Genomic DNA, 26,265 nt, shown 5'->3' on the forward strand with positions numbered 1-26,265 from the left:
TTTTGTTTGGTAAACGGAAACGCCATTTCGATTCACCACGTCGTCGGCAGCGGTGCAATTTGGCGATCAGCGTTTATTTTCGATGAACGCCGCGCACGCATGGTTAATCGCCCGTTTGCAAGCCGTCGCGCACAACCGCACGACAGTTCCGGCTGTGAACTTCGTGTTAAATCGCTTCTGCCTACAAAGACGCGTGAGTGAGGTGGGGGGAGTTCTTGATGGCTATTCACCGCAAACGTTTTCGTGTCGAAGAGGCTATTGTCGGCGAGATGCCAAGCCCCGAAATGATTGAGGAGGCTGCGCCGATGCATAGCGAGATCATGGCCGAGTTGCGTGCGATCCGTGCACAGATGGCGAAGGGCACCGTGCCCTTGTCCGGCAGCGCCGCCATGGCGGCGATCGACGCCTCCACCGCCCATGAGCTCTCCGAAGCCCGTACCATGCTCGATACTTACCGGGCGCAGATCGAGCAGTGCGAGAAGCTGAAGGTCGAGCTCGACCTCATCCACGACGCCATCGACCGCACCAAGCGCGAGATCGCGACACTGCATGGCAAGAGCTTCGACGGCGGCGAAATGGCCAAGGTCAATGGCGAGCTCGGCGCGGTCGTCGGCGGCACCGAACAGGCGACCCAGCAGATCCTCGAAGCCGCCGAGTCGATCGACCAGGCGGCCAGCGCGATGGCCAAGGTGCAATCGGCCGATCAGCAGAAGCGGCTCGCCGACGATATCCAGGAACGCGTCATCTCGATCTTCGAAGCCTGCAACTTCCAGGACCTGACCGGCCAGCGCATCAGCAAGGTCATGAGCACGATGAAGTTCATCGAGCAGCACATCAATTCCATGATGGAAATCTGGGGCGGTGTCGACGCGATCAAGTCCCACGTCGTGCCGCAGGTCGACACCCGCAGCGACGACGACAAGCTTCTCAACGGCCCGAAGCTCGCCGGCGACGTCGGCCACGCCTCGCAGGACGACATCGACGCGCTGTTCGACTGAGTGGACGCGACGCTACGGAAAACAAAACGCCGGCGAGAGCCGGCGTTTTTTTGTTTTGGACGTCATTGCGAGCGAAGCGAAGCAATCCAGATTGTGTCCGCGGAGACAGCCTGGACTGCTTCGTCGCTTCGCTTCTCGCAATGACGAGTGGCTAGGCCGGCGCCGCGATCACGCCCTCGGCGCGCAGCGGACGTAGACCATGTTGCCGTAGCGGGTGGCGGCGTCCTTGTCGATGAAGCGGGTGATGAGGACGCGACCGTCGAAGGAGACGATCTCGCGGTCCTGCTCGCCGGGCGTCGGACCCGCCGGCCCGATATAATTCTTGCCGCTGGGCGACCCCTTCAGCCGCAGCTCCTGCGGTGTTGCCTGGTCCGCCAGATGCATGATCACGCCGCCGGAGGAGCCGGCGGTGATCACGTAAGGATTTTTGCATTGGGCCCGGGCGGCAGCCTCGGTGCGGGCGCGGTCGGCCGGGTTCTGGAACGAGGCGAGGCCCCAGCGCCCAACGATCTCGTCGGCGCGGATCGACGCGGGCATTTCCGGACCGGTGCCGGGCTCGGCCTCGGGGGGCGGTGAGGACGAAGAAAAGGACGGCAGGCTCATGCCGCCGCCGCAGGCGCCAAGCAGCAGCGCCAGGCAAGAAGCCGCCGCCAGATTGGCGACCGTGCGCGCGTGAGCTGAACTGATCATGGCATTCCCCCGGACAAAACCATGGCCGCACCCCTTCCGCAGCCAAGCGCAAAACCGCTGCCGGAGCAATGACGTCCTTTAATACGCCGGCGCCCCGAACAAGTTTCCAATCTCACCATCCTATATCCGTCTCACCAATCGCTTAACCACCTTTGCTTGACAGGATCGCGGCCAAGCCATATTCCCGGACGCACCATTAGCACTCTGAAAGATGGATTGCTAACGCGCGCCGATCGATCCTCGGGAAGGGTAGACGGAAGCGCCGCCCGCCCACTTTCACTCCTTCCGAAGCGAGCCTCCAAAGGGAAACGTCATGACTAAATCCAAATTTCGTCCGCTGCATGACCGTGTCGTGGTCAAACGTATCGACGCCGAGTCAAAGACCAAGGGCGGCATCATCATTCCGGACACGGCCAAGGAAAAGCCGTCCCAGGGCGAAGTCGTCGCCGTCGGCCCCGGTGGCCGCGACGAGGCCGGCAAGCTGATCCCGATCGACCTCAAGGTCGGCGACCGTGTGCTGTTTGGCAAGTGGTCGGGCACCGAGGTCAAGATCGACAACGATGAGCTCCTGATCATGAAGGAGTCGGACATCATGGGCGTGATGGCCTAAGGCCAGACGCCTGAACGGCCGCTGAATGCATGCCCGGGTCACTCGATCCGGGCATGCATCATTCCGCCGGGTTCGATCGCGGACCCCGGAATGAGGCGGCCCAACAAACAAGACACATCACGAAAAAAGAAGAGGAATTGCAGACCATGGCTGCCAAAGACGTCAAGTTTTCCGGAGACGCGCGCGATCGCATGCTGCGCGGCGTCGACATTCTCGCCAACGCCGTCAAGGTGACGCTCGGCCCGAAAGGCCGCAACGTGCTCATCGAGAAGTCGTTCGGCGCGCCCCGCATCACCAAGGACGGCGTCACCGTCGCCAAGGAGATCGAGCTCGAGGACAAGTTCGAGAACATGGGCGCCCAGATGGTGCGTGAGGTCGCCTCCAAGACCAACGACCTCGCCGGCGACGGCACCACCACCGCGACCGTGCTGGCCCAGTCCATCGTGCGCGAAGGCGCCAAGTCGGTTGCCGCCGGCATGAACCCGATGGACCTCAAGCGCGGCATCGACATCGCGGTCGCAGCCGTCGTCAAGGACATCGAGAAGCGCGCCAAGCCGGTCGCCGCCTCTTCCGAGGTCGCCCAGGTCGGCACCATCTCGGCCAACGGCGATGCTGCCATCGGCAAGATGATCGCGCAGGCGATGCAGAAGGTCGGCAACGAGGGCGTCATCACCGTCGAGGAGAACAAGTCGCTCGACACCGAGGTGGACATCGTCGAGGGCATGAAGTTCGACCGCGGCTATCTCAGCCCCTACTTCGTGACCAACCCCGAGAAGATGACCGCCGAGCTCGAGGACGCCTACATCCTCCTGCACGAGAAGAAGCTGTCCGGCCTGCAGGCCATGCTGCCGGTGCTGGAAGCCGTGGTGCAGTCGGGCAAGCCGCTCGTCATCATCGCCGAGGACGTCGAGGGCGAGGCGCTGGCCACTCTGGTCGTCAACCGCCTCCGTGGCGGCCTGAAGGTCGCCGCCGTCAAGGCGCCGGGCTTCGGCGACCGCCGCAAGGCCATGCTCGAGGACCTCGCGATCCTCACCGGCGGCCAGCTGATCTCCGAAGACCTCGGCATGAAGCTCGAGAACGTTACGGTGAAGATGCTTGGGCGCGCGGGCAAGGTGGTGATCGACAAGGAGAACACCACGATCGTCAAGGGCGCCGGTAAGAAGCCGGAAATCGAGGCCCGCGTCGGCCAGATCAAGGCCCAGATCGAGGAGACCACCTCGGATTACGACCGTGAGAAGCTCCAGGAGCGTCTCGCCAAGCTCGCAGGCGGCGTCGCGGTGATCCGCGTCGGCGGCGCCACCGAGATCGAGGTCAAGGAGAAGAAGGACCGCGTCGAGGATGCGCTCAACGCCACCCGCGCCGCGGTGCAGGAAGGCATCGTCCCCGGCGGCGGCGTCGCGCTGCTCCGCGCCAAGAAGGCGGTCGGCCGTCTGACCAACGCCAATGCCGACGTCCAGGCCGGCATCAACATCGTGCTGAAGGCGCTGGAAGCCCCGATCCGCCAGATCTCCGAGAACGCGGGCGTGGAAGGCTCGATCGTCGTCGGCAAGATCCTGGAGAACAAGTCCGAGACCTTCGGCTTCGACGCCCAGACCGAGGAGTATGTCGACATGGTCGAGAAGGGCATCATCGACCCCGCCAAGGTGGTGCGCACCGCGCTCCAGGACGCCGCCTCGATCGCCGGCCTGCTGGTGACCACCGAGGCCATGGTCGCCGAGTCGCCGAAGAAGGACGCCGCGCCCGGCATGCCGGCCGGCGGCGGAATGGGCGGCTTCTAAGGCCCGCCCGTTCCATTGCAGTGTTGCGAAGGCCGCCTCCGGGCGGCCTTCTTTTTTGGCAATCGTGCCCCGTGCTTTCCAATTCAACCGGCGGCCAAAACCCACTACGGTGACGCCCGATTCGAATTGTTTGGGCATGATCTGATCGGAAAACCGCTTCACATTTTTCCGGATCATGCCCCATTGCCTCAGGGATTTCCTCGATGCGCGCGCTTGTGTTTTGCTCCACGGCCGTTCTGACGGCTCTGCTTGCAGTTTCGCCTGAGGTCGCATCCGCCCAGATGAAGCTGTCGCCGAAGGCCACGGCGCCCGGCGGCGTCGAGACTCGCTATTTCACCTCGATCGACGGGCTGATGGACGGCAATGCCGACGTGATCCTGAAGGAGACACGCCAGGGCAAGACCGTCACCGCAGCCGTGCTCGACGTCTGTTATCCCGTCGCGAAGAATTCCGACCGCAAGGACCGCTTCGTCGTCAATCTCCAGGTCGCCGGCCAGAACCTGACGGGTACGACGCAGAGCCTCGGCGCGAAGGCGCCGGTCACCGTCAAACTGCTGCGCAAACAGGCCGGAGACACGTTCGAATTCCGCGGCCAAATCAGCATCGGCCAGGCCGTGACCGAGGTCACCTCACCCGACAATTCCGATCTCAGCGAGAAGGAATTCCTCGACAACCAGACCTCCGACGACGGCATCACGCCGCAGCCGAAGGATTTCACCGACGTCTCGCCGGAAGCGATCGCGGTCAAGGTCAAGCTGGATGCCGCGACCGAGTTCCTCAAGAGCCTGAAGGGCCAGGACGTCGAGGTGACGCTGGCGAGCCTCACCGTCGGCTGCGACGCGCTGCGCGCGGGCGAGCAGACCATCAACATGTCGGTCGATCCGGAGCGCGCCAGCGCGCTGCTGGCAAAATTCAAGGCGACGCCCGGCGTCACCGCCGCGGGCTGGACCGCGGGCATGACCGAGATGGACCGCACCATCCGCATTGCCGCCGCCGATTGGCGCGAGGGCGACAAGATCAACCGCGACAAGCTCGCGGCCGCGGTGGCCGGCGTGCTGAGCAGGACGCTCGCGGCAAAGCCGGTCTCACAAGGCTTCAACCCGGCGACCGGCAAGCTCAAGCTGGTGTTCAAGCGGCCGAACCAGGATTTTCCCGCGCTCGAGCTCACCGACACGATCGAGGTCGCGGGCCTTGTCTCGCCCGACAAGCCCGGCACGACCGACAAGCTCATGCTCTGGGTCGGGAATCCCGTGACCACGACCACCGACGAGAGCAGCGGTGCCAAGCTCAATCTCTCGGACGAAGCGACCGCCGACGAGGAAGGCGATCAGCCCGACGACAACGGTTCGGTCGAGGCGCTCGCGAAGGAGCTGAAAGGCCAGCGCTGGGACGCCGACAAGTCGGTGTGGAAGTAGCTCGCTGAACTATCGTGCCCCGGACGCAGTGCAGCACGTCAGTGATGCGCTGCTGAGCCGGGGCCCAGAAGCCGCGCACGAGATCGACGATAGAGAACTGGGTCCCGGCTCTGCGCAGCAGCGTTGCACGCTGCAGCGCGTCCGGGACGCGAGAGATCTAATTCCCGTTGACGCGGAAGCGCAGCGGCTTGGGGCCGACGAGCGTGAGCACGTCGCCCTGGCGCTTCCAAGTCTCGACGCTGCCCAGCGCTGCAACGAGATCGTCGTCGGCCTGGGCCCGCGCCGGCGGGCAGGAGCGGTCCTGGATCTGGCTGGGCACGAAGATCACGGTGTTGCCGGCGACCGAGAACTGGCCCTTGCCACCCTTGCACCAGAGCTCCAGCACGACCTCGCCATTGTCGCCGATCTCGATGTTTGGAATCCGCTTCGACCCCGGCTGCGGCAGCGCCTCCAGCGTCATCTCGGTGCCGAACGGAAAACCGTCCTCCGCACGCGCGAGCGTGGACATCGCGAGCATTGCAACCGCCGCGCACACCGTCTGCCTGAACGAAACCATGAGACCTCTCGACCGACCTGATTTGCGGCACCTTCTATAAGACGGCGGCGCCGTTGAGAAGGTTCGCCCATGCACGACGCAAAAATCCCCGCGAGGACCAACCTCGCGGGGATTTGCGTCGAAGGCGGGCGTGGCCTGCTACTTCAGCACCATCGCCGTGAACGGCCAGACATAGGCCTGCAACGTCACGAACACGCCGACCAACGAGGCCAGCACGATCGAGTGCCAGAACACGAAGCGCAGGATCGTGCCCTCATGGCCGTACCAGTTGGTCGCGGTCGAGGCGACCACGATCGACTGCGCGTCGATCATCTTGCCCATTACGCCGCCGGACGAGTTCGCCGCAGCCATCAGGATCGGCGACAGGCCGAGTTGCTCCGAGGTGATCTTCTGCAGGTTGCCGAACAGCACGTTGGAGGCAGTGTCCGATCCCGTCAGGGCCACGCCCAACCAGCCGAGCAGCGTGCCGAAGAAGGGATAGAGCACGCCGGTTGCGGCGAAGGCGAGGCCGAGCGTCGCGTCGACGCCGGAGAGCCGCGTCAGCGTGCCGATCGCGAGCATCGCCGAGATCGTGATCAGCGAGATCGCGCATAGCCGGATGGTGCGCCCGTATTCCGTCAAGAGCCGGCCAGGACCGACGCCCATCAGGAAGCCTGAGATGATCGCCGCAATCAGCATGCCCGTGCCGGTGAAAGAGAGATAGGTGAAGCCGAACACCGCGCTCTCTTTCGTCGGCCCTGGCGCGACCGGCGGCATCTTGTTGATCATCTGATGCAGCTCGGGAACGGGATAGTTCCAGGTGAAGATCGAATTCGCCCAGGTCTTGAATCCACCATTGCCCCAGATCAGCATCACGATACAGACGATGATCCACGGCAGCAGCGCGCTGAACAGCTCGCTCTGCGTCAGCGGCGTCTTGTCCATCGGTTTTGCCGCAGCCATGGTGGCGGCCGATTCATCGCGGCCGCGCAGCGCGGGGGACAGCCAGAGCTGCCTCGGCTGCCAGACCTTCAGGAACAGGATCAGCGCGCCCATCGAGATCAGCGATGCGCCGATGTCGACGATCCAGGGATTGATGAAGTTCGAGATTAAGAATTGCGGGACCGCGAACGACACGCCGGTGACCAGGATCGCCGGCCAGACATCCTTCATGCCCTTCCAGCCCGCGAACGCCCACACCACCCAGAACGGCACGATCAGCGAGAAGAACGGCAATTGCCGGCCGACCATCGCGCCGAGGATGTAAGGATCAAGCCCGGTGACCGAGGCCAGGCCCTGGATCGGCGTGCCCAGCGCGCCATAGGCGACCGGCGCGGTGTTGGCGATCAGCGACAGGCCGCTTGCTGCAAGCGGCGAGAAGCCGAGGCCGATCAGGACGGCGCCCGTGATCGCGACCGGCGTGCCGAAGCCCGAGGCACCCTCGAAGAACGCGCCGAACGAGAACGCGATCAGCAGCAATTGCAGCCGCCGGTCCTCGGTGACGCCGCCGACCGCGCGCTTGAGCAATTCGAAGCGTCCGGTGCTCACCGTCACCTGGTAGAGGAAGATGACGTTGAGAACGATCCAGCCGATCGGGAAGAAGCCGGTGACGATGCCCAGCACCGAGGCGCGGATCGACATGTTCGCCGGCATGGTGAAGACGAAGATCGTGATCAAATTGGCCACGATCACGGCGATGACCGCCGCGATATGAGCCTGGACGCGGCCGCTCGCGATCAGGACCAGCAATGTGACGACAGGGACTGCCGCCGCGATCGTCGACAGCACGGGGCTGTGCAACGGGTCATAAACTTGATTCCACATGATCTTCCTCCCCCACGCATGTGTGCTGCAGGCGGCCCGCGTGGACAGCCGATCCTGCTTGACGCTGAAGCGATAACCCCCGAGCCGGACGCGAATTCCTCGCGAATGCAGCGGTTCCCGTCCGCTCACAAGCTCGCGACATCCCGGAGGCCCCCACCCCGCGCCGATGAGCCCCATGCTAGGGTTGCAAGCTGCGACAAGCCAACGCAAATTGCAGGACTCGCGACTTTAGTCTAAGCGCGCCGATTTCCGCCGTCGTCCCAGGTCTTTGGCCCGGGCAGTTGTGCACATCCCCTCAGGAGACAGAGCTCTGTGAAGAACATCAGCGCCACGCTCGCGATCGTCTGGCGAATCGCCGCCCCGTATTTCCGATCGGAGGACAAATGGGCCGGCCGCGGTCTGCTCGCCGCGGTCATCGCGATGGAGCTGGCGCTGGTCGCGATCGACGTCCTGGTCAACCAATGGCAGAACCGGTTCTACAGCTCGCTGCAGGCAAGCGACTGGGATAGCTTCGTCAGGGAGATCTGGATCTTCATCGGCCTCGCCTCCGCCTTCATCGCGCTGGCGGTCTACAAGCTGTATCTGAACCAGTGGCTGCAGATCCGCTGGCGGCAATGGCTGACCCGGCACTATCTGGGCGAATGGCTGCAAGGCGCCACCCACTACCGCATGCAGCTCAAGGGCGATGCGGCCGACAACCCGGACCAGCGCATCACCGAGGACGTCAAGAACTTCGTCGAGCAGACCCTGACCATCGGGCTCGGCCTGCTCTCGTCGATCGTGACGCTGTTCTCCTTCGTGATCATCCTCTGGGGGCTTTCCAACGCCGCGCCGTTGCACCTGTTCGGCGCCGACCTCATGATCCCCGGATATCTCTGCTGGGGCGCGTTGGTCTACGCGATCTTCGGCACGGCGCTGACGCACTGGATCGGTGCCCCGCTGGTCAATCTCAATTTCGAGCAGCAGCGCTTCGAGGCCGACTTCCGCTTCAACCTCGTCCGCGTCCGCGAGAATTCCGAGCAGATCGCGCTGCTCAAGGGCGAAGGCGCCGAGCGCGGCCGCCTGCTGGATCGCTTCGGCTTCGTGATCGGCAATTGGTACGCCATTATGAGCCGTACCAAGCGCCTCACCGCGTTCACCGCGAGCTATCAGCAGGCCGCCGTGATCTTTCCCTACGTGCTGGTGGCGCCGGCCTTCTTCGCCAAGAAGATCCAGCTTGGCGACATGATGCAAACCGCTTCCGCCTTCTCGAGCGTACAGGGCGCATTGTCGTTCTTCGTCACGGCGTACCGATCGCTGGCGGAATGGCGCTCGATCGTCGCCCGCCTCGACGGCTTCGAGATGTCGGTCGATGCGGCCGCGCACCTGCCGCCGCACGAGCCTGCGATTGCCCTCAAGGCCGCCGGCGGCAATCGCAATATCGCCCTCGAACAGCTCTGCGTGAACCTGCCGAGCGGCACGCCGCTGGTCGCCGCCGACGCCTTCTCCGTCCAGACGCCGGAGCGCGTGCTGGTGACCGGACCGTCCGGCTCCGGCAAGTCGACGCTGTTCCGGGCCATCGCCGGCATCTGGCCGTTCGGCACCGGCACCATCTTCGTCCCGGAAAAGGCGAAGCTGATGATGCTGCCCCAGCGCCCCTATTTCCCGGTCGGCGTGCTGCGCGACGCGGTGGTCTATCCGGCCGCGCCGGGCGCGTTCGAAACCGCACGCGTCAGGGATGCGCTGATCGCGGTCGGATTGCCTGACCTGGCCGAGCGTCTTGAGGAGGACGGTCATTGGAACCGGATGCTGTCGCTCGGCGAGCAGCAGCGGCTCGGGCTCGCCCGCGCGCTCCTGCATGCGCCGGACTATCTGTTTCTGGACGAGGCCACGGCCTCGCTGGACGAGCCGTCCGAGGCCCGCCTGTACCGGCTGCTGGCGGAGAAGCTGCCACAGGCCACCCTCGTCTCGATCGGCCACCGCTCGACGCTGGAAGCCTTCCATACCCGCAAGGTGACGATGGTGAAGCACGGCGCGATCCACGTCCTCGGTGACGGTGGTGTGCCGGTCGAGAAGGAGCCGAGCGCGGCGCGCTGAGACGGCTCGACCAAGCCCTGAGGCTATCGCCCTTCGTTGCGGCCATCCTTCGAGACGCCCGCCCTTGGCGGGCCCTCAGGATGAGGTCTGTCCTCGCGGTGAAAACCGTGCCCCCTCATGGTGAGGAGCCCGCCGGAAGGCGGACGTCTCGAACCATGCAGGCCCTCAGCCTGCGCCCCAAAAGTCCCAAAGCAAAAGGGCGGCAGGTTGCCCTGCCGCCCTCATCAAGTCGCTTCGGGAAGAAGCTTACTTCAGGTTGCTCATCGCCGTCAGGTCGAACGACAGCTTGGCAATGCCGGCCGCGCCGCACCAGTTGGATCCAGCGCCGCCCGGATTGATCGCGGTGACGTTGGTGGTGCCGGTGGCGTTGAAGGCGCTGGTGAAGGCGTTGCAATCACCCTTGTTCAGGTCGGTGTCGGAGTAACGCAGGTCCAGCGTGAACACCTTGTAGGTGAAGCCGATGCCGATGTTCCAGGTGTTGTAGTCCTTGTAGGGGATACCGTTGGCGAAAACGGTGCCGACGCCGGTGCCGTAGAAGGCGTCCGAAGTTCCGAACCACTGCCGGCCGAACTCACCCGACACGTACATGCCCATGCCGGAGGGACCGAAGGCCGTGCTGGGCGCCGTGTATTTGGCGGTCAACGAAGCGTAGTTGCCCCAAGCACCCGAGTTCAGGAAGTTCGGCGAGTAGTACTCGGTCGCGCCGACCGTGAAGCTGTCGTTGATGGTGTAGTTCACCTTGCCGTAGACTTCGACGAAGCTGACGTCCTTCTTCATGACGTTGCCGTCGGCGAGGAAGATCGTGGTCGTGCTGACGCCGCAGACGTTGCCGCCGGGAATGCCGCCGGTGAGCACGTTGTCGGCGCAGCTGCCGCCCGGATACAGGTAGCCCCAGACACCGATGTCGAACGCGAAGGCGCCGAAGGTCGGGCGGATACCGCCGTAGATGTCGACTTCAGCAGCGGCGCGATTGGCGAAGGAGATGCTCTCGGCGGACACGCCGACGTAGAGCTGGAGGTCCTTGTTGACGTTGTAGCGCGGCTCGAAATAGGCCGCGACCGACGCTTTGTGGTTCGACTGCGTGACGCCGCGGAAGATGTAGTCGCTCATGATGGCGCCGCCGAAGGCGATATCCCAGGGATCGAACGCAACCACCGGGGCCTTCTTAGCCTTCACCGCCATGTCTGCCGCGAAAGCCGAGCCCGTCACCATTGCCAGCGCCGTTGCCAACAAAGCCACTTTTTTCATTTCGATCCCCATCACCAGTTCTATGACCCCAGCCGGATCCCGGAAGCCCCCGGAACGCACGACCTGATTGCAAATTTCGTAACTGCGGCAATCTGGATGGAGTGGCGCAAACCGAGAAGCAAAAAACGCGGGCATCTGCCGACTTTTTGGGCGTTCTGACGATTCCACGGCAGGTTGTCAGCCTGTGTGTCTTCTCGAACACATTATTTGCAATCCAAAGTGCACTGGGAGGCCCGGGTTAGTACGGGTCCTGCGGTACCGTGCTGCCCGCGCCACGAATCAGGCTGCTTCCGGACAAGACCATCCCTCGCGGCCCGTCTCGCCGATGCAAAAAGGCCGCAGCATCACCGCTGCGGCCTTCCTGTTGTCGATCATGGTCGTCGGATTGGACCCAGCCCTTTGGCCTAACCTTGGGCCTGAACCTTGGGCCTAACCTTGTCCTTCGGCCGGCGTCGAGTCCGCAGAAGACGAAGGCATCGCCCAGCTTGTCTCGGCGGCGGGCTCAGGAGCCGGAGCTGCCGGCGTTGACGGCTTCGGCGCGGGAGCTGCCTTCGCCTTCTTCGGCGCCGCTTTCTTCGCAGCCTTCTTGGCGGCCTTTTTGGGCGCAGCCTGCTTAGCGGCCTTCTTGGCCGCCTTCTTCGGCGCGGCCTTCTTCGCAGATTTCTTTGTAGCCTTCTTGGCAGACTTCTTCGCAGACTTCTTGGCTGCCTTCTTTGCGGTCTTCTTCGCCGCTACTGCCTTCTTGGCCTTTTTGGCCTTCTTGCTTTTTTTCTTCTTCGCTTTCGCCATCGTGGTCCTCCTGTTGCCGCCGAACAATGGTCGATCGGGTGTCTTCAGCCGTCACCTCCGGACGAAAGCTCAGCCCTCGAAAGCTCGGTCTTCGAAAGCTCAGTCTTGCGCGTTCAATGCCGGCCGCGACCCGCCCGTAGCCCAATCGAGAAGCTCAATCGTGTGTACGACCGGAACTGACGTGCCACTGGCAATCTGCACCATGCAGCCGATATTGCCTGTGGCAATCATGTCCGGCTTGACGCTCGCGATGTTGGCGACCTTGCGATCACGCAACCGGCCCGCAAGCTCGGGCTGGAGAATGTTGTAAGTCCCCGCCGAACCGCAACACAAATGGCTCTCGGGCACATCTTTCACCACGAATCCGTTATTGGAAAGCAATTCTTTCGGAAGGCCCGTGATTTTCTGCCCGTGCTGCAACGAACACGCCGAGTGATAGGCGACGACGATGTTGTCCTGTCGCGCCGTGGCCGCGAGTCCAAGGCCGGCGACATATTCAGTGATGTCCTTGGCGAGCGCAGAGACCTTCGCCGCATCGGCGGCAAGCGCAGCGTCCTCGCGCAGAAGGTAGCCGTAGTCCTTGATCACGGTGCCGCAGCCGGACGCGGTCACCAGGATGGCGTCGAGCCCCTCGCCGGCCGCTTCCGCGCGCCACGCCGCGACATTGGCGCGAGCCCGCGCCAATGCGTCCTGGTCGTTGCCGAGGTGATGGGTCAGCGCGCCGCAGCACTGCTCGTCCCTGACCAGGACGACCTCGATGCCGTGGCGCGTGAGGAGACTGATGGCAGCCTGGTTGATGCGCGGCGCCAGCACCTGCTGGGCACAGCCCTGGAGCAGCGCGACCCGGCCGCGCTTCTTGCCGAGAGCCGCGAACACACTGCCGGCGGCGGGCCCCGGCGGCGGCAGCCGGCTCGGCGCCAGCGCCAACATCGCCTTCAGGCGCAGGATCAGGCCGGGCGTCGCCGACGGCCGGGGCGTCGGCAGGAACGCGGCCAGCGGGCGGGCCAGCCGCGCCAGCACCATGCTGGCGCGGAAACGCTGCGGGTCCGGCAGGACGAAGGCCAGCACCCGGCGCAGCAGCCGCTCGGCCAGCGGCCGCTCGTAACGCTGCTCGATCCTGACCCGGGCCTGATCGACCAGATGCATGTAATTCACCCCCGAGGGGCAGGTCGTCATGCAAGCCAAGCACGACAGGCAGCGGTCGACATGTTTGACCACTTCGGCGGTCGGCGTCTGGTCCTTCTCCAGCATCTCCTTGATCAGATAGATGCGGCCGCGCGGGCTATCGAGCTCGTCGCCAAGCAGCACATAGGTCGGGCAGGTTGCGGTGCAGAAGCCGCAATGGACGCAGGCGCGCAGGATCTTGTCGGCTTCCGCGATGTCGGGATCGGCGAGCTGCGCGAGTGAGAATTCGGTCTTCATGCCGCAACGCCCCGCGACAGCCGGCCCCGGTTGAGGATGGTCTTCGGATCGAAGCTGGCGCGGACCCGCTCGCTCAAGGCGGCAAGGCCAGGGCATTGGGGGTGGAATACATCGATCGTGCGCCTGATGTCCTCGGCCGCCCGGATCAGCGTAGCGTGCCCGCCGGCCGCATTTGCACGTTCGCGCACGGCCGCGGCATGCGCGTCCGGCTTCGGTGGCAACGCCGCCCAGATCAGTCCACCACCCCAATCGTAGATCAATTCGCCGCCGGTCTCGCGCGCCAGCAGCGTCCCGAGCGCCGCGCCCGACGCCGGCGGACAGACGATCCGCCAGACTGGCCACGCCCCCAGCGCGCCGTCAGCCGCGAACGGCAGGACGTCGCGGATCGTGGTCCACAGCGCCGCTGACACCGTGTCCTCGACGAGAGTTGCGGTTCCGAACGGCGCCAGCAATTCGCGCAGCGAGCCGGCACGGTGAGCGGCCGAGGCGGTAATGCCCTCGAGCCGCAGCACGGTCAGCGCCTCGCTTTGGCCTGCGATATCGCCGAGACCTTCGATCTTGGTCCGGAACGCCGATGTCGGCAGATGCGCGGCCCCGGAGACGTCGAAGGGCGAGCCGAGCGCCGCCGTCATCGCCTTGTTCGCGGCGGCATCGTCGAGCCCGCGCAGCAACAGCGTCCGCTCCGCCTCCGGCTTCGGCATCACCTTCAGCGTGACCTCGGTCATGATCGACAGCGTGCCCCAGGAACCCGCGAGAAGCTTACAGAGGTCGTAGCCCGTGACGTTCTTCACCACCTTGCCGCCGGTCTTGAAGCTGTCGCCGAAACCGGAGACAGCATGCGCCCCAAGCAGATGGTCGCGCGCCCCGCCCGCCTTGATCCGGCGCGGACCGGCCAGGCCAGCCGCGATCATGCCGCCGATGGTGCCGAGCGCGGGCGTGCCGAGCAGCGGCGCGGTGTTCATCGGCTCGAAGGCGAATTGCTGGTTCTTGGCATCGATCAGCGACAGCACGTCGGCCAGCGGCGCCCCGGCCTGGAGCGTGACAATGAGTTCGTTGGGCTCATAGGCGGTGATGGCATTCAGCGCGGAGACGTCGAGCACGGCGTTGGTCGCCATCGCATGACCGATGGCACGCTTGGAGCCATGGCCGATGATCTCGAGCGGCTGCTCATTGGCAATCGCCGCGCGCACCACCTCTTCGACGTCTTTGGCGTCTCGTACCTTGAGCGTATCCACGCCTGTAGCGGGTACCGAAGTTTGCAGCGAAAATCAAATTTGGCGCGTTGCAGCGAGGCGGCTCTAGAACCGCGGAATGTCGGGAAACGCCAGCTTGCCGGCATGGACGTGCATGCGACCGAGCTCGGCGCAGCGGTGCAGGGTCGGAAACACCTTTCCGGGATTGAGCAGGCCCTGCGCGTCGAAGGCGCATTTCAGGCGCTGCTGCTGGTTGAGGTCGATCTCGCTGAACATCTCCGGCATCAGATCGCGCTTCTCGATGCCGACGCCGTGCTCGCCGGTGAGCACGCCGCCGAACTCGACGCAGGCGCGCAAGATGTCGGCGCCGAAGGCTTCGGCGCGCTCGATCTCGCCGGGCTTGTTGGCGTCATAGAGGATCAGCGGATGCAGATTGCCGTCGCCGGCATGGAACACGTTGGCGCAACCGAGCTGGTATTTTTCGGATAGCTCGCGGATGCGCGCCAGCGCCTTCGGCAGCGCACCGCGTGGGATGGTGCCGTCCATGCAGAGATAGTCCGGCGAGATGCGGCCGACGGCGGGGAACGCGGCTTTCCGGCCGGCCCAAAACAGATTGCGCTCGGCCTCCGAGGTCGAGATCTGGCAGGTGGTCGAGCCGCAAGCGTTCGCAATCGTCTCGACCCGCGTGATCAGCTCATCGACCTCGATCTTGGGACCGTCGAGCTCGATGATGAGGAGGGCCTCGACATCGAGCGGATAGCCGGCATGGACGAAGGCTTCCGCGGCGTGGATCGCAGGCTTGTCCATCATCTCCATGCCGCCTGGAATGATGCCGGCGCCGATGATGCGCGCCACGCATTCGCCGGCCGCCTCGACTTGCGCGAATCCGACCATCAGCGCACGCGCCGTCTCCGGCTTTTGCAGGATGCGCACCGTGATCTCGGTGATGACACCGAGCAGGCCTTCCGAGCCGGTGATGACGCCCATGAGGTCGTAGCCGGAGTTCTCCGCCGATTTGCCGCCGATGCGCAGGATCTCGCCGCTCATCAGCACGATCTCGCAGCCGAGCACGTTGTTGGTGGTCATGCCGTATTTCAGGCAGTGCACGCCGCCGGAATTCTCCGCAACATTGCCGCCGATCGAGCAGGCGATCTGCGAGGACGGATCCGGCGCGTAGTAGAACCCGGCATGGGCGACGGCCTGGCTGATCGCGAGGTTGGTGACGCCGGGTTCGGTGACGACGGCGCGGTTGTCGAAATCGATCTCGCGGATGCGCTTGAACTTGCCGAGGCCCAGGAGCACGCCGTCTTCCAGCGGCAGCGCGCCGCCGGAGAGCGAGGTGCCCGAGCCGCGCGGCACCACCTTGATGCCTTGTCCGGCACAATATTTCAGGACGAGCGAAACCTGCTCGGTCGTGTCGGGCAGCACCACGACCATCGGCGGCTGCCGATAGGCCGTCAATCCGTCGGATTCATAGGCCCGCATCTCGGCAGGCGTATCGATCACGCCTTCGCCTGGGACGATTGCGCGCAATGCAGCCACGATCTCGGCGCGGCGCGCGAGCACGGCCTGGTCGCTCGCAGGCATCATGATGGCCATAACATTTCCTTCATGGCGTATCCTTCCGGCTGAGGCCGCACGATCGAATTGTCGCGGCAAATCAACCACGTCCGCGGTGGTTTGGGTAGGCCATCCGAAAGTCGGATCGACGATCTTGCGCGAGTTCGCTCTGGGACAAGTAGGAAATCGTGAAACCTGCCATGGTTTGGCGGCTTGTCCAATCCGGACAGGCCTGCCAAAACCGGCAGGTCCGACCATTGCCGATCAGGCATGCAACTGACCAGACCCCAGGGAAGAGACGAAGAGCACCCGATGACAAAACTGATTTTTGGCGCATTGACCATCCTCACCGCGATTGCCACCGCACCCGCCGCGATGGCGCAGGACGTCGCGGCCGGCAAGTCGTCGTTCAACAAATGCCTGGCCTGTCACGCGATCGGCGAAGGCGCCAAGAACAAGGTCGGCCCCGAGCTCAACGGCCTCGACGGCCGCAAGTCCGGCACCGCGCCGGACTACAATTATTCCGACGCCAACAAGAATTCCGGCATCACCTGGAACGAGGCGCTGTTCAAGGAATACATCAAGGACCCGAAGGCCAAGATCCCCGGCACCAAGATGGCGTTCGCCGGCATCAAGAACGAGAACGAGATCAACAATCTCTGGGCCTATGTGTCGCAGTTCGACAAGGACGGCAAGATCAAGCAGTAAGCGCGTAAGCGGCGGCCGCTAATCGGCGGCCGCCTGCGCCGGGACGATGTTTCCGATCATCGTCTCGATCTCCGTCTTGACGAGATCGGGCACCGCGTTCTGCACCATGTGGCCGAGATCAGGCAGCACGATCAGCTTGGCATTCTGCACGGTGGCAGCGAACGGGCGCGCGTGAATGTCGGTCTTCACCGTCTTGTCGGGTTCGCCGGCGATGATCGTGACTGGCGCCGATATCTCGCCGTAGCGGACGACCTGCACGGCGACCGCTTCCTTCAGCGTCACCAGATCATAGGCATTGGCGATGAACTCGCGCGGGCGCAGCAGCAGCGGCGTCGCGGAGTCCCGCACGAAACCATCCGGCATCATTTGCGGCAGGAAGACGTTGCGCGCGCCGGGCTCGCTCAGGAAATAGCCCAGCGGCAGGGTTATGGTGTAGGCGAGCAGCGGGCCGATCACGGGCGTTGCTATGATCTCGTTGTAGCGGCCGACGCCGCCGCGCCAGGGATGGGTGACGGGCGCGAGCATCACAAGGCCCGCGACGCGGCCAGGATGATCGAGCGCCAGCCGCGCGCCAAGCGCGCCGCTCCAGGAATGCACCACGAAGACCGCGCGATCGATCCCGAGTTTGCCGAGCGCCTCATCGATCATCCGCGCCTGCACCTCCGGGGTCGAATCCTGCCGCCGCGCCCGCGTGCTCCAGCCATGACCGGGACGGTCGATCAGGATGACGCGATGATCCCTGGCGAGGAGATCGCCGAGCGGCCGCCGCATCGCCTCGAGGTTGGAGCTCGCGCCGTGCAGCATCACGATCGGCAGGCCCGAATCGCGCGGGCCGATATCGACGAGGTGAAGCACGGCGCCATCGACCTCGATCATCCGGCCTTGCGGTGGAAAGGCGCGTTGCACGGCGAGGACGCCGGCCTGCGTGACCAGCGCCAGCACAACCAGCGCGGTCACGACTGACATCACGATCATGGATGGAATCCGGGCGATCCAGGGCACAGGGCAGTTACGTGGCTTGCGGGCGGCAGTTTCGCCCGGGGAGCCCCCGCGCTCCACTTGAAATACCGGGGCTGTGGATATGTGCATAATTCAAGCGGTAAAAACGCAACGAAATCAATGCTACTCCCCGCAGCACGCAAGCCTCGAAACAGCTTCATGCAGTCGTCATCGCGGCGTCCATATAATCGCCACGGTCGGTTCCGCCATTTAGACGCAGGTGGGCGCCGATCCTGCTCGCAACCCTCGGGGATGCGGGAAAGACCGGCAGGATTTATCCTGATTTGAACCGGAGAATTTCGATGAGCCTGAGATCCAAAGATACTGCGATCGACGAGATCGTGGCAAGCTGCCACGGCGACCTGCGCGGTGCTGTGCGCGCGCTGCTGCTGATCAACGAGCACCTCGAGACGGAGCTTGCAAAGGCCTACGCCGCAGCAGTCGATCGCGGCCTCGCCGAGCGCGAGGGCAGCGTTTTGCACTAGGTCGCTGTCGACCTAGTTCGTGCTGTCCTCGTCCTTTTCCTCGTCAGGCGTGGGTGCGGGACAGGCGCGGATGGTCGAACGGGCAAGCTTGGCGTCGGCCTTCGATTTGTAAGGACCGTCACCGAACCAGACGTCGCCGATGATCACGGGATTGCTGGTCACGATGTTGCATTTTCCGGTGGCGCGATTGCCGACCACCCAGAACAGTCCGTCGGCGAGGCTCGCCGTGCCCGACGCCAACAGCAATGTACCTGCAAAGATCAAACGCTTCATGGCTGTGCTCCCGCCATGAAGGTAGGCCTGCGGCGGTGCCACCCACACCCCTCGTGACGCAGCGCGTGTCATCGTGGTTAATCCGCCTGCGTTGCATTCGCTCGAGCAATGATCGACTTGTCCGCTAAATATCGCGGCCTTCGACCTTCTCGGTCAGCGCCTTGACCTGATCGGGGATCTTCTCGAGGTGCGGATTGACGGCGAGCGCCTTGCGGTAGGCCTCGAGTGCGCGCTTTTCGTCGCCGACCTCCTGCATGATCATGCCGAGGCCTGCGAGCGCGCCGAAATGGCGGGGCTCACGGATCAACACCTCGCGAATGTCGGCGAGCGAACGGCCATAATCGTTCTGCATGTAGTAGAGCGTCGCGCGACGATTCCAGGCCTCGATATAGTCGGGCCTGAGCTTGACGACCGAATCCAGCAGCTTGATCGCGACCTCGATCTTCTTTGCGTCGACCGCGGTCTTGGCCCGCGCCATCAGCAGCGCCGCGGTGTCGCTCGGGGTCTGGATCCAGATCGCCCAGATCCGCGCCTCGACGTGCTTGGCGCTGGCCTCGTCGGGCGCAGCTTTCAGCGCGCCGAACAGGAAATCGAGATTCTTGGTGCGGTCGACCTTGGGCAGCTTGGCCGGCGCTTCCGGAAGTTTCTTCTGCTTGCCGGGTGGGGTCGGTGGATCAATCTGCTGCGCCAGCGCCGGAGCGAGTCCGGCGGCTCCCAGCACAAGAGCCAGACACAGGGTGCGCGCGACGAAGAATCTCACTGCCATGGCCGAAGTCTAAACGCGCAAAGCCGCCCTTGCAAAGCAGGGGCGGCGTCAAACTCGTGTGAGACCGTGGTCTTGCGGGGCGCTCGCGAGCGTCCGGCAGGGCGAAATCAGCCCTGACGTGCCTTGAAGCGGCGCTGCACTTTGTTGATCACATAGACCCGGCCCTTGCGGCGGACCAGGCGGTTGGCGCGATGGCGACCGCGCAGCGATTTCAGCGAGTTACGGACCTTCATGGCAGAATCCTGAACGTTCGAAAGGCCGTGTTCGGCACTACCGTTTCGGCACGCGCGAATGAGGCAAAATGAGATTTTCCCGCTGGCGGACCGACCGCCCGGGACGGGGCGGTTCTTAAGGCATGGGAGGACCGGATGTCAATGTTAACTGGCCCGATCCCACCCAGCAAATTCAGGAAAACAACCCCATGCAAAGTAGAAGCGGCCGGATCGGCCCAATCAGCATCTCGGGCGACGCCTGTCCCACGACGCCTTGTCCCACAATGTCTTGCCAAATTCGTTATATCATATAATCAATTCGACAACCCGTCGGGAGGAAACCCATGCCGAAGCTGAAGCTGCCCAATATCGACGACGTCGTCGCCATCGATATCCACACCCACGCCGAGGAGCCCTGCGGCACCCATCCCGACGACGGCTATGACGACTTTCAGGCGCAGATGGCGGACTATTTCAAGTCGCCGCACAAGCATCCGCCGACCGTGCCGGAGACCGCCGCCTACTATCGATCCAAGAACATCGCCGCGGTGATCTTTCCGGTCGACGCCGAGCGCGAGACCGGCTTCCGCCGCTACAAGAACGAGGAGATGCTGGAGATCGCCTCCGACCATCTCGACGTCCTCATCCCCTTCGTCTCGATCGACCCGCACAAGGGCAAGCTCGGGGTGCGCGAGGCGCGCAAGCTGATCGAGGAATACGGGGTGCGCGGCTTCAAATTCCACCCGACCATGCAGGGCTTCTATGCCAACGACCGCATGGCCTATCCGCTCTATGAAGAGATCAACAATGGCGGCGCGATCGCGCTGTTCCACACCGGCCAGACCGGCGTCGGCTCGGGCATGCCCGGCGGCATGGGCATGCGGCTGAAATATTCCAACCCGATGTACATGGACGACGTCGCGGCCGATTTCCCCGACCTCAAGATCATCCTCGCGCATCCCTCTTTCCCCTGGCAGGAGGAAGCACTGTCGGTCGCGACCCATAAGCCCAACGTCTACATCGACCTCTCGGGCTGGTCGCCGAAATATTTCCCGCCGATCCTGGTGCGCTACATCAACTCGATCCTGCAGGACAAGATGCTGTTCGGCTCGGACTGGCCGGTGATCACGCCGGACCGCTGGCTGTCGGATTTCGCCAAGATCGACATCCGCGATGAGATCCGGCCGAAGGTGCTGAAGGCGAACGCAAGGAAGCTGCTGGGGATCTAGGGGCGCACTCGTCAGCGCATTGAGGGCTTCGACGCTGCTATCGAAGCCCTCATGCTCAGGTCCTCAAGGCTTAAGACTCAAGGCCGATGCTCGCGCCGCGCAGGTCCAGCACCCAGCTGCGGCCCAAGTTGCGGATGGCGGCCTTGGCGCGGTGAATCCGATGGCGGCGTCGCGCGCGATCAGTTCACGCTTGCGAGGAAGCCGGCCAGGATTGTCCGGCTTTCGCTGAGCGTCTCGATACGTTCGTCGATCAGGCCGACCTGCTGAGTGAGTATTTTTCGCAGCTCGTTGCACGGCGTGAAAGCCGGATCGTTGTTCCTTACGCAGGGGAGCAACCGCTTGATGGTTTCGAGCGTCATCCCCGCGCCGCCGAGCATCTTGATGCGCCGTACGGTTTCCTCTTCGGCCGTGCCATAGTCGCGATAGCCGGAGTTCGTCCGCAGCGGCGCAAGCAGTCCTTCGCCTTCGTAGTAGCGCAGCATTCGGACGCTGACCCCCGTCCGTCGGGAGAGTTCGCCGATTTTCATCTGAAGCCTCTTGACCCTCACAGCGCTGTCAGACCTTACAGACTTCGCTCGTCCAAGTGAATGCCACTTGTGAAGGGAGCAACGATGAAAGCCTACCATTTGAATGGCCATGCTGGTGCTGGCCGCCTTGCGTGCGTCGACGTCGGCAAACCCGAACCCGCCAATGGCGAGGTCCGCATTCGGGTCGAAGCGGCAAGTCTGAATTACCGCGACCTCCTGGTCCTCGACCGTGCAGGCCAAGGCGAGCTCAACGGACGCGTTCCACTCTCCGACGGTGCGGGTGTCGTTGACGCCATCGGCGCCGGCGTCGCGCAATGGCGGCTCGGGGACCGCGTCGCTGCATCGTTCTTCCGCGATTGGATCTCCGGGCCGTTCAAGTCCAGCTATATTCCGTCATCCCTCGGTGGCAACACGATGGACGGAATGCTGGCCGAGTATGTCGTGCTGCCGGCAACCGCGCTGGTCTCAGTGCCGGCGCATCTGTCCGCGGTGGAGGCAGCGACCCTGCCCTGCGCCGGCGTCACGGCTTTTCATGGCATCATCGCACGCGGCGGGATGCGCAAAGGCGACACGCTGCTGGTCCAGGGGACAGGCGGCGTCGCGCTGTTCGGGCTTCAATTCGCAGCGGCGCTGGGCGCGCGCGCGATCGTGATATCATCCTCGGACGAAAAACTCGCCCGCGCCAAGGCGCTGGGCGGTTCGATCCTCATCAACTACCGCGACACGCCGGACTGGGATGTCGCCCTGATGAAGGCGACGAATGGCGCCGGCGCCAGTCATATCCTCGAACTCGGCGGTCCCGGCACCTATGACCGATCGCTGCGATCGGTCGCTTCGGGTGGCAAGATCGTTCAGATTGGGGTTTTGACGGGGTTCGGTCCCAAGCCCGACCTCGCACGCCTGCAGTGGGAGAATGCCGACATCATCGGTGTCACCGTCGGATCGGCCGAACACTTTGTCGCGATGAATCGCTTCCTGACCGAGCATGCGATCCACCCGATCGTCGATCGGGTCTACGACTTCGACGAGGTTCCCGAAGCATATGCGCACCTGCGGACCGGCTCACATTTCGGCAAGGTCGTGATCAGGCTTTAGAAACCAGAGGCCCAAGTCGCGATTGCCTCTTGGACCGATTTCGCTGCGCCTTGTATAGTCCGTGGACCGCAACGATCCCGGGGGACAGGTGAATTGAGTCTCAAAGCCGTTGTCTTCGACGCCTACGGAACGCTTTACGATATCCAATCGGTCGCGGAGATCACCGAGGATGCGTTTCCCGGCTACGGTGAGATCATCACGCAGATCTGGCGGATCAAGCAGCTCGAATACACCTGGCTGCGCTCGCTGATGCGGCGCTACCAGGACTTTGCAGCCATCACGCGCGACTCGCTCGCCTATACGTTGCGCGTGCTCGGGCTCGCTTACGAGAACGAGGCATTCGAGCGCGTGATCGAGAAGTACCTGCATCTCGATCTCTATCCGGATGCGACGGCAGCGCTCACGGCTCTGAAACCGCGAAAACTCGCCATCCTCTCCAACGGCAGTCCGGACATGCTGAATGCGCTCGTGCGCAACTCCGGTCTCGACGCCCTGCTCGATGCCACGATCAGCGTCGACGCGAAGAAGATCTTCAAGCCGAGCGCGGAGGCCTATGAGCTGATCGGCGAGGCGCTCGGCACCGCGCCGGACGAGGTGCTGTTCGTCTCCTCCAATCCCTGGGATGTCGCAGGCGCGAAAGCATTCGGACTGAACGTTGCCTGGATCGAACGGGTGAGGCCCGAAGCGATGGCACTGGCTTGCGTCGAGAACGAACTCGTGGCACCGCTGACGATGTTCAAGGCGATCCGCACCCAGATGGACGAGCTCGGCTTTGCGCCGGATCATCGTGTCCGGGCGCTCTCTGAGCTGCCAAGGATTGCTTAGGCGTCGCCGCCCGCCCTTAAGTCTGGAATGAGCCGACCTGAATGAGCCTTCAATCCGTTCGCGATTTCTTCGCCGAAAAAGCCCCCGACATCACGGTTATCGAATCCCCGATCAGCTCCGCGACCGTGCCGCTGGCCGCCGAGGCCTACGGCGTCGAGCCCGGAATGATCGCCAAGACGCTGTCCTTGCGGATCGGCGAACGCGTCATCCTGATCGTCGCGGCCGGCACCTCGCGCATGGACAACAAGAAGGTGAAGGCGGCGTTCGGCGGCAAGCCGAAGATGCTGGGGCTGGAAGAGGTCGCGGAGGTCACCGGCCACGAGGTCGGCGGCGTCTGCCCGTTCGGACTGAAGGCGCCGCTGCCGGTCTATTGCGACATCTCGCTGAAAGCGTTCGACGTGGTGGTGCCGGCTGCCGGCTCGACCCATAGCGCGGTACGGATCACGCCGGAGCGGATGGCCGAGCTGACCGCGGCGGAATGGGTCGATGTCTGCGAGACCAGATCCGAAGCGCGCTAATCATCCTCGTCGTAAGGCCGGGGCTGGGTCGCCGGAGGCGGCGGCGCAGCATTGTATCGTGGCGCCGGCGCGGCGCGATTGCCCGGAACCTGCTGCTGCGGCGGCATCTGGTTGTTGGACTGGAACACCGCGCGACAACCGCTGGAGAGCTGGGGCGTATTCTGCCGCAAGCAGGCCGTAATGCGGCTCACATCAGGGATCTGGTCGCTGCACAGCCGCCATACATCCGGCGTGCAGGCCATCTGCTGCTCCATGGTTCCGCGATACTCTTCAGCGGATGCAACGCCCTGCGCGGCGATGCCGCCGATCGCAAGCGCCACACCCAGCGCAATCCGCTCTGTTCGCATGTCCGATTCCTTCGCGAGTCTCTCGAATTCTGCTGAATCAATGAGACGCGGGGAGGTTCTGGACCAACAAAAAATTGTGAAAACGGGCCAGGAACCTATTCGACCTTGCCGATCTTCTTCACCGCCGCAATCAGCCGCGCGCTGTCGACCGCCACGAACTCGGCAAACGCCGGCGCGTCCTGATAGGCAACGAGACTGCCCGACGTTTCGAAGGCCTTGAGCACGTCGGGGCTCGTCATCACCTGCGCCATTGCCTCGCGCAGGCGAGTCGCGATCGGGGCAGGAAGAGCATTCTGGGCAAAGAGTCCGGCCCAGATGTACATCTCGACGTCCTTGTAGCCGAGCTCCTGGAAGGTCGGCACGTCGGGGAAGCTTGCGATGCGCTTGGCGCCGCAATTGCCGAGCACGCGCAGCTTGCCGTCCTCCACTTGCGGCTTCAGCGTTCCCGGTGCGGCGGCGATCGCCTGCACGGTGCCGCTGAGCAGCGCGGTGAGTGCCGGTCCGGCGCCGCGAAACGGCACATGGAGCAGCTTGATGTCGGCGCTGCTCGCAAACATCTCCATCGCCACGTGCAACGTGCCGTAAGGCCCCGACGAGCCATAGGTGATCTGGCCGGGACGCTTCCTGGCATCCTCGACGAAATCCTGCGCGGTCTTCCACGGCGCCGAGGCCGGTACCGCGAGCAGCGTGGGATCGGCCAGCACCCGCGCGATCGGCATGAACTGCGAGAGCTCGTAGGCGACCGGACGGTCGAACAGCCGGTCGGCCTCGGGCAGCACCGCGAGCGAGGACAGCGTCATCAGCAGCGTGTAGCCGTCAGGCTCGGCGCGCGCCGCCGCGGCGTTGCCAACGGATCCACCGCCACCGCCGGCGCGGTTGTCGACGATGACCGCCTTGCCGAGGATTCGCTCCAGCGCCTGTGCGACGGGGCGCGCCGCGAGATCCGCCTGGCCGCCGGCTGGAAACGGCACGATCATGGTGACGTTGCGAGTGGGATAGGCTTGCGCGAAAGCCGCGCTCGACAACACAGGCAACAACGGCAATGCGGCAGCGGCGCGCAGGACATCGCGGCGATCCATGGCAGATTTCCCCCTGTTTTCTTGTTTCGCTGCCAGCCTAGCGTGACCCTCCGCAAGAACAAGCCGCGCGGCGGGATTAACGAAGCATTATCCATGTTCCGCCCGGTCAGGAACGCCCCCTGGACTCTACCGTTGCCTCCCAGGGAGTGGAGCGATGAATAGACTTCAGACCATTGACGTGGCGCTGGACGAGATGCTGGTGAATCTCGCCGCTATCGTGTTGCGGCTGTCAAAGCCTGACGTGACACGAACGCCGGAAGCGCGACGCGCCTTGGCGCAATCCGTGCATCAATACGCGGTGTGTGCGGCACGCTCGAGCGATCCGCGCGTGCACGAATTGAAGACACAGCTGGAGGGGACGTTGCGGCCGGCCTTGCGCGTGGTCGCGATCGACGGCGTGAAGGTATCGTAGTCGAAGATTGGTGGGCACGCTTCGCTTTGCCCACCCTACGATAGCTGTGCGGCGAGGTGCCGTAGGGTGGGCAAAGGCGCGCTCTTCGCGCGCCGTGCCCACCATCATTCGCCGAATTGCCCGGCAACGTCCCGCATATCCCCTCCCCAATCCACGGGAAGGGTGCCTTGATCAACATAGCGGTGGAAGCTGCTGAACGACCAATCGCGCACACGCGCGACGAGGCCATGCTTCACGGGATGAAGTGTATGTAATCAACGTGCCGCTCCAAGTCAGCATCGTCGCGAATTGAGTGCTCCCAGAAGCGGCGCTGCCAGATGCCCTTCTCGCGCTTCCTCGACTTACTGATTGAACGCTCGCCGGCCTCCAGCCGCCGCGAAAACCCACCCTTGATCAGATTCCATCGCGACGAAAAGTCGGCGTCATCCTCAGGCAACGCCCAGATCGCATGGAGGTGGTCAGGCAAGATACAGATAGCGAGGGTTTCGAACGGCCGGCGTTGCACGACCGTTCGGTAAATCTGGCGTAGGCGATCAACCTGGTCGACGAGTAGCGTACTTGACCTATCAGCTAGCACGACGGTGAAGAAGAACATGTTGCCTTGCGCTCGGCGGTACTGAGGCACTTGCGATTCCTCGCGTGAATTGGTGGG

The 26,265-nt window shown here is 63.9% G+C and carries 27 protein-coding genes and 1 pseudogene; 12 read left to right on the forward strand and 16 right to left on the reverse strand.

The features are described 5' to 3' along the window. Positions 1-218: 218 nt before the first annotated feature. Positions 219-998 (forward strand): protein phosphatase CheZ, encoded by a 780-nt coding sequence (locus ABIB90_RS26080; protein ID WP_007596952.1) that lies wholly within the window; start codon positions 219-221, stop codon positions 996-998. A gap of 168 nt (positions 999-1,166) precedes the next feature. On the opposite strand, the gene ABIB90_RS26085 is transcribed toward ABIB90_RS26080, so the two are convergent. Beyond that, positions 1,167-1,688, reverse strand: a complete 522-nt coding sequence (locus ABIB90_RS26085) for a hypothetical protein (RefSeq protein WP_007596953.1) — start codon at positions 1,686-1,688, stop codon at positions 1,167-1,169. Positions 1,689-2,001: 313 nt separating this feature from the next. On the opposite strand from ABIB90_RS26085, the gene ABIB90_RS26090 reads away from it, so the two are divergent. From ABIB90_RS26090 to ABIB90_RS26100, 3 genes are all read left to right on the forward strand, one after another. After that, the gene (locus tag ABIB90_RS26090) at positions 2,002-2,298 is read left to right on the forward strand and encodes a co-chaperone GroES (protein ID WP_007596954.1); all 297 of its coding nucleotides are present in this window, start codon (positions 2,002-2,004) and stop codon (positions 2,296-2,298) included. A 146-nt stretch (positions 2,299-2,444) separates the two neighbouring features. Beyond that, positions 2,445-4,076 (forward strand): chaperonin GroEL, encoded by a 1,632-nt coding sequence (groL, locus tag ABIB90_RS26095; protein ID WP_027520435.1) that lies wholly within the window; start codon positions 2,445-2,447, stop codon positions 4,074-4,076. 203 nt (positions 4,077-4,279) lie between these two features. Further along, positions 4,280-5,491, forward strand: a complete 1,212-nt coding sequence (locus ABIB90_RS26100; protein WP_354201630.1) for a hypothetical protein — start codon at positions 4,280-4,282, stop codon at positions 5,489-5,491. A 157-nt stretch (positions 5,492-5,648) separates the two neighbouring features. On the opposite strand, the gene ABIB90_RS26105 is transcribed toward ABIB90_RS26100, so the two are convergent. Beyond that, a complete protein-coding gene (locus tag ABIB90_RS26105) occupies positions 5,649-6,047 on the reverse strand; it encodes an META domain-containing protein (protein ID WP_354201631.1) in 399 nt (132 codons plus the stop codon). A gap of 138 nt (positions 6,048-6,185) precedes the next feature. Then, entirely contained in the window at positions 6,186-7,850 is a 1,665-nt protein-coding gene (locus ABIB90_RS26110) for an L-lactate permease (protein WP_354201632.1), read from the reverse strand. A gap of 312 nt (positions 7,851-8,162) precedes the next feature. On the opposite strand from ABIB90_RS26110, the gene ABIB90_RS26115 reads away from it, so the two are divergent. Beyond that, on the forward strand, positions 8,163-9,926 hold the full coding sequence (locus tag ABIB90_RS26115; protein ID WP_354201633.1) for an ABC transporter ATP-binding protein/permease: 1,764 nt from the start codon (positions 8,163-8,165) through the stop codon (positions 9,924-9,926). Positions 9,927-10,172: 246 nt separating this feature from the next. Here ABIB90_RS26115 and ABIB90_RS26120 read toward each other — a convergent pair whose 3' ends face one another. The 5 genes from ABIB90_RS26120 to ABIB90_RS26140 all read right to left on the reverse strand — a co-directional run bounded on the left by ABIB90_RS26120 (position 10,173) and on the right by ABIB90_RS26140 (position 16,177). Further along, positions 10,173-11,174 carry a TorF family putative porin gene (locus ABIB90_RS26120; RefSeq protein WP_007596962.1) on the reverse strand — a complete coding sequence of 334 codons (1,002 nt, stop codon included), beginning with the start codon at positions 11,172-11,174 and terminating at the stop codon, positions 10,173-10,175. 429 nt (positions 11,175-11,603) lie between these two features. Beyond that, positions 11,604-11,963 carry a hypothetical protein gene (locus tag ABIB90_RS26125; protein ID WP_007596963.1) on the reverse strand — a complete coding sequence of 120 codons (360 nt, stop codon included), beginning with the start codon at positions 11,961-11,963 and terminating at the stop codon, positions 11,604-11,606. 99 nt (positions 11,964-12,062) lie between these two features. Next, on the reverse strand, positions 12,063-13,385 hold the full coding sequence (gene glcF / locus ABIB90_RS26130) for a glycolate oxidase subunit GlcF (protein WP_354128665.1): 1,323 nt from the start codon (positions 13,383-13,385) through the stop codon (positions 12,063-12,065). Beyond that, positions 13,382-14,620 carry an FAD-binding protein gene (locus ABIB90_RS26135; protein WP_354201634.1) on the reverse strand — a complete coding sequence of 413 codons (1,239 nt, stop codon included), beginning with the start codon at positions 14,618-14,620 and terminating at the stop codon, positions 13,382-13,384. Before ABIB90_RS26135 ends, glcF begins: the two co-directional genes overlap by 4 nt. Before the next feature lie 63 nt (positions 14,621-14,683). Next, positions 14,684-16,177 carry an FAD-linked oxidase C-terminal domain-containing protein gene (locus ABIB90_RS26140; RefSeq protein ID WP_007596965.1) on the reverse strand — a complete coding sequence of 498 codons (1,494 nt, stop codon included), beginning with the start codon at positions 16,175-16,177 and terminating at the stop codon, positions 14,684-14,686. 273 nt (positions 16,178-16,450) lie between these two features. On the opposite strand from ABIB90_RS26140, the gene cycA reads away from it, so the two are divergent. Further along, on the forward strand, positions 16,451-16,846 hold the full coding sequence (cycA, locus tag ABIB90_RS26145) for a cytochrome c-550 CycA (protein WP_354201635.1): 396 nt from the start codon (positions 16,451-16,453) through the stop codon (positions 16,844-16,846). Positions 16,847-16,864: 18 nt separating this feature from the next. On the opposite strand, the gene ABIB90_RS26150 is transcribed toward cycA, so the two are convergent. Beyond that, positions 16,865-17,821, reverse strand: coding sequence for an alpha/beta fold hydrolase (locus ABIB90_RS26150; protein ID WP_354128666.1), 957 nt, complete (start codon positions 17,819-17,821; stop codon positions 16,865-16,867). A gap of 326 nt (positions 17,822-18,147) precedes the next feature. Between ABIB90_RS26150 and ABIB90_RS26155 the strand changes: the two genes are divergently transcribed. Beyond that, positions 18,148-18,330, forward strand: a complete 183-nt coding sequence (locus ABIB90_RS26155; protein WP_007596968.1) for a hypothetical protein — start codon at positions 18,148-18,150, stop codon at positions 18,328-18,330. 12 nt (positions 18,331-18,342) lie between these two features. On the opposite strand, the gene ABIB90_RS26160 is transcribed toward ABIB90_RS26155, so the two are convergent. The 3 genes from ABIB90_RS26160 to ykgO all read right to left on the reverse strand — a co-directional run bounded on the left by ABIB90_RS26160 (position 18,343) and on the right by ykgO (position 19,602). After that, the gene (locus ABIB90_RS26160; protein WP_007596971.1) at positions 18,343-18,603 is read right to left on the reverse strand and encodes a hypothetical protein; all 261 of its coding nucleotides are present in this window, start codon (positions 18,601-18,603) and stop codon (positions 18,343-18,345) included. Positions 18,604-18,727: 124 nt separating this feature from the next. Further along, a complete protein-coding gene (locus ABIB90_RS26165) occupies positions 18,728-19,369 on the reverse strand; it encodes a tetratricopeptide repeat protein (RefSeq protein WP_007596972.1) in 642 nt (213 codons plus the stop codon). 107 nt (positions 19,370-19,476) lie between these two features. Continuing rightward, positions 19,477-19,602 carry a type B 50S ribosomal protein L36 gene (gene ykgO, locus ABIB90_RS26170; RefSeq protein WP_006611362.1) on the reverse strand — a complete coding sequence of 42 codons (126 nt, stop codon included), beginning with the start codon at positions 19,600-19,602 and terminating at the stop codon, positions 19,477-19,479. Positions 19,603-19,925: 323 nt separating this feature from the next. Here ykgO and ABIB90_RS26175 point away from each other — a divergent pair, with 323 nt between their 5' ends. Then, the gene (locus tag ABIB90_RS26175; protein ID WP_007596981.1) at positions 19,926-20,810 is read left to right on the forward strand and encodes a 4-hydroxyphenyl-beta-ketoacyl-CoA hydrolase; all 885 of its coding nucleotides are present in this window, start codon (positions 19,926-19,928) and stop codon (positions 20,808-20,810) included. Positions 20,811-20,989: 179 nt separating this feature from the next. Here ABIB90_RS26175 and ABIB90_RS26180 read toward each other — a convergent pair whose 3' ends face one another. Then, a complete protein-coding gene (locus ABIB90_RS26180) occupies positions 20,990-21,337 on the reverse strand; it encodes a MerR family transcriptional regulator (protein WP_219685374.1) in 348 nt (115 codons plus the stop codon). Positions 21,338-21,421: 84 nt separating this feature from the next. On the opposite strand from ABIB90_RS26180, the gene ABIB90_RS26185 reads away from it, so the two are divergent. The 3 genes from ABIB90_RS26185 to ABIB90_RS26195 all read left to right on the forward strand — a co-directional run bounded on the left by ABIB90_RS26185 (position 21,422) and on the right by ABIB90_RS26195 (position 23,775). Beyond that, positions 21,422-22,432, forward strand: coding sequence for a zinc-dependent alcohol dehydrogenase family protein (locus ABIB90_RS26185; RefSeq protein WP_354201636.1), 1,011 nt, complete (start codon positions 21,422-21,424; stop codon positions 22,430-22,432). Positions 22,433-22,525: 93 nt separating this feature from the next. Continuing rightward, on the forward strand, positions 22,526-23,257 hold the full coding sequence (locus ABIB90_RS26190; protein ID WP_354201637.1) for a haloacid dehalogenase type II: 732 nt from the start codon (positions 22,526-22,528) through the stop codon (positions 23,255-23,257). Positions 23,258-23,298: 41 nt separating this feature from the next. Further along, the gene (locus ABIB90_RS26195) at positions 23,299-23,775 is read left to right on the forward strand and encodes a YbaK/EbsC family protein (RefSeq protein WP_354168657.1); all 477 of its coding nucleotides are present in this window, start codon (positions 23,299-23,301) and stop codon (positions 23,773-23,775) included. Here the strand turns inward: ABIB90_RS26195 and ABIB90_RS26200 are convergent. Together ABIB90_RS26200 and ABIB90_RS26205 are read right to left on the reverse strand one after the other, a co-directional pair. After that, the gene (locus ABIB90_RS26200; RefSeq protein ID WP_007596988.1) at positions 23,772-24,122 is read right to left on the reverse strand and encodes a hypothetical protein; all 351 of its coding nucleotides are present in this window, start codon (positions 24,120-24,122) and stop codon (positions 23,772-23,774) included. The genes ABIB90_RS26195 and ABIB90_RS26200 overlap by 4 nt on opposite strands. A gap of 95 nt (positions 24,123-24,217) precedes the next feature. Beyond that, entirely contained in the window at positions 24,218-25,201 is a 984-nt protein-coding gene (locus ABIB90_RS26205; protein WP_354201638.1) for a tripartite tricarboxylate transporter substrate binding protein, read from the reverse strand. Positions 25,202-25,355: 154 nt separating this feature from the next. Here ABIB90_RS26205 and ABIB90_RS26210 point away from each other — a divergent pair, with 154 nt between their 5' ends. After that, positions 25,356-25,613, forward strand: a complete 258-nt coding sequence (locus ABIB90_RS26210; RefSeq protein WP_354168659.1) for a hypothetical protein — start codon at positions 25,356-25,358, stop codon at positions 25,611-25,613. A 104-nt stretch (positions 25,614-25,717) separates the two neighbouring features. On the opposite strand, the pseudogene ABIB90_RS26215 reads toward ABIB90_RS26210, so the two are convergent. Continuing rightward, positions 25,718-26,238: pseudogene (locus ABIB90_RS26215) on the reverse strand (REP-associated tyrosine transposase). Between the last annotated feature and the right edge of the window lie 27 nt (positions 26,239-26,265).

It is taken from the genome of Bradyrhizobium sp. JR4.1, assembly GCF_040548605.1.
Lineage (GTDB): Bacteria > Pseudomonadota > Alphaproteobacteria > Rhizobiales > Xanthobacteraceae > Bradyrhizobium > Bradyrhizobium canariense.

What these genes read in the sequence shown, in the direction of transcription:
- ABIB90_RS26175 (WP_007596981.1), top strand. Translation starts at nt 19,926, where the DNA reads ATGCCGAAGCTGAAGCTGCCCAATATCGACGACGTCGTCGCCATCGAT.
- ABIB90_RS26155 (WP_007596968.1), top strand. Translation starts at nt 18,148, where the DNA reads ATGAGCCTGAGATCCAAAGATACTGCGATCGACGAGATCGTGGCAAGC.
- ABIB90_RS26140 (WP_007596965.1), bottom strand. Translation starts at nt 16,177, where the DNA reads ATGGCCATCATGATGCCTGCGAGCGACCAGGCCGTGCTCGCGCGCCGC.
- ABIB90_RS26195 (WP_354168657.1), top strand. Translation starts at nt 23,299, where the DNA reads ATGAGCCTTCAATCCGTTCGCGATTTCTTCGCCGAAAAAGCCCCCGAC.
- ABIB90_RS26120 (WP_007596962.1), bottom strand. Translation starts at nt 11,174, where the DNA reads ATGAAAAAAGTGGCTTTGTTGGCAACGGCGCTGGCAATGGTGACGGGC.
- ABIB90_RS26090 (WP_007596954.1), top strand. Translation starts at nt 2,002, where the DNA reads ATGACTAAATCCAAATTTCGTCCGCTGCATGACCGTGTCGTGGTCAAA.
- groL (WP_027520435.1), top strand. Translation starts at nt 2,445, where the DNA reads ATGGCTGCCAAAGACGTCAAGTTTTCCGGAGACGCGCGCGATCGCATG.
- ABIB90_RS26180 (WP_219685374.1), bottom strand. Translation starts at nt 21,337, where the DNA reads ATGAAAATCGGCGAACTCTCCCGACGGACGGGGGTCAGCGTCCGAATG.
- ABIB90_RS26185 (WP_354201636.1), top strand. Translation starts at nt 21,422, where the DNA reads ATGAAAGCCTACCATTTGAATGGCCATGCTGGTGCTGGCCGCCTTGCG.
- ABIB90_RS26160 (WP_007596971.1), bottom strand. Translation starts at nt 18,603, where the DNA reads ATGAAGCGTTTGATCTTTGCAGGTACATTGCTGTTGGCGTCGGGCACG.
- cycA (WP_354201635.1), top strand. Translation starts at nt 16,451, where the DNA reads ATGACAAAACTGATTTTTGGCGCATTGACCATCCTCACCGCGATTGCC.
- ABIB90_RS26125 (WP_007596963.1), bottom strand. Translation starts at nt 11,963, where the DNA reads ATGGCGAAAGCGAAGAAGAAAAAAAGCAAGAAGGCCAAAAAGGCCAAG.
- ABIB90_RS26205 (WP_354201638.1), bottom strand. Translation starts at nt 25,201, where the DNA reads ATGGATCGCCGCGATGTCCTGCGCGCCGCTGCCGCATTGCCGTTGTTG.
- ABIB90_RS26080 (WP_007596952.1), top strand. Translation starts at nt 219, where the DNA reads ATGGCTATTCACCGCAAACGTTTTCGTGTCGAAGAGGCTATTGTCGGC.
- ABIB90_RS26105 (WP_354201631.1), bottom strand. Translation starts at nt 6,047, where the DNA reads ATGGTTTCGTTCAGGCAGACGGTGTGCGCGGCGGTTGCAATGCTCGCG.
- ABIB90_RS26165 (WP_007596972.1), bottom strand. Translation starts at nt 19,369, where the DNA reads ATGGCAGTGAGATTCTTCGTCGCGCGCACCCTGTGTCTGGCTCTTGTG.
- ABIB90_RS26210 (WP_354168659.1), top strand. Translation starts at nt 25,356, where the DNA reads ATGAATAGACTTCAGACCATTGACGTGGCGCTGGACGAGATGCTGGTG.
- ykgO (WP_006611362.1), bottom strand. Translation starts at nt 19,602, where the DNA reads ATGAAGGTCCGTAACTCGCTGAAATCGCTGCGCGGTCGCCATCGCGCC.
- ABIB90_RS26100 (WP_354201630.1), top strand. Translation starts at nt 4,280, where the DNA reads ATGCGCGCGCTTGTGTTTTGCTCCACGGCCGTTCTGACGGCTCTGCTT.
- ABIB90_RS26110 (WP_354201632.1), bottom strand. Translation starts at nt 7,850, where the DNA reads ATGTGGAATCAAGTTTATGACCCGTTGCACAGCCCCGTGCTGTCGACG.
- ABIB90_RS26200 (WP_007596988.1), bottom strand. Translation starts at nt 24,122, where the DNA reads ATGCGAACAGAGCGGATTGCGCTGGGTGTGGCGCTTGCGATCGGCGGC.
- ABIB90_RS26150 (WP_354128666.1), bottom strand. Translation starts at nt 17,821, where the DNA reads ATGATCGTGATGTCAGTCGTGACCGCGCTGGTTGTGCTGGCGCTGGTC.
- ABIB90_RS26085 (WP_007596953.1), bottom strand. Translation starts at nt 1,688, where the DNA reads ATGATCAGTTCAGCTCACGCGCGCACGGTCGCCAATCTGGCGGCGGCT.
- glcF (WP_354128665.1), bottom strand. Translation starts at nt 13,385, where the DNA reads ATGAAGACCGAATTCTCACTCGCGCAGCTCGCCGATCCCGACATCGCG.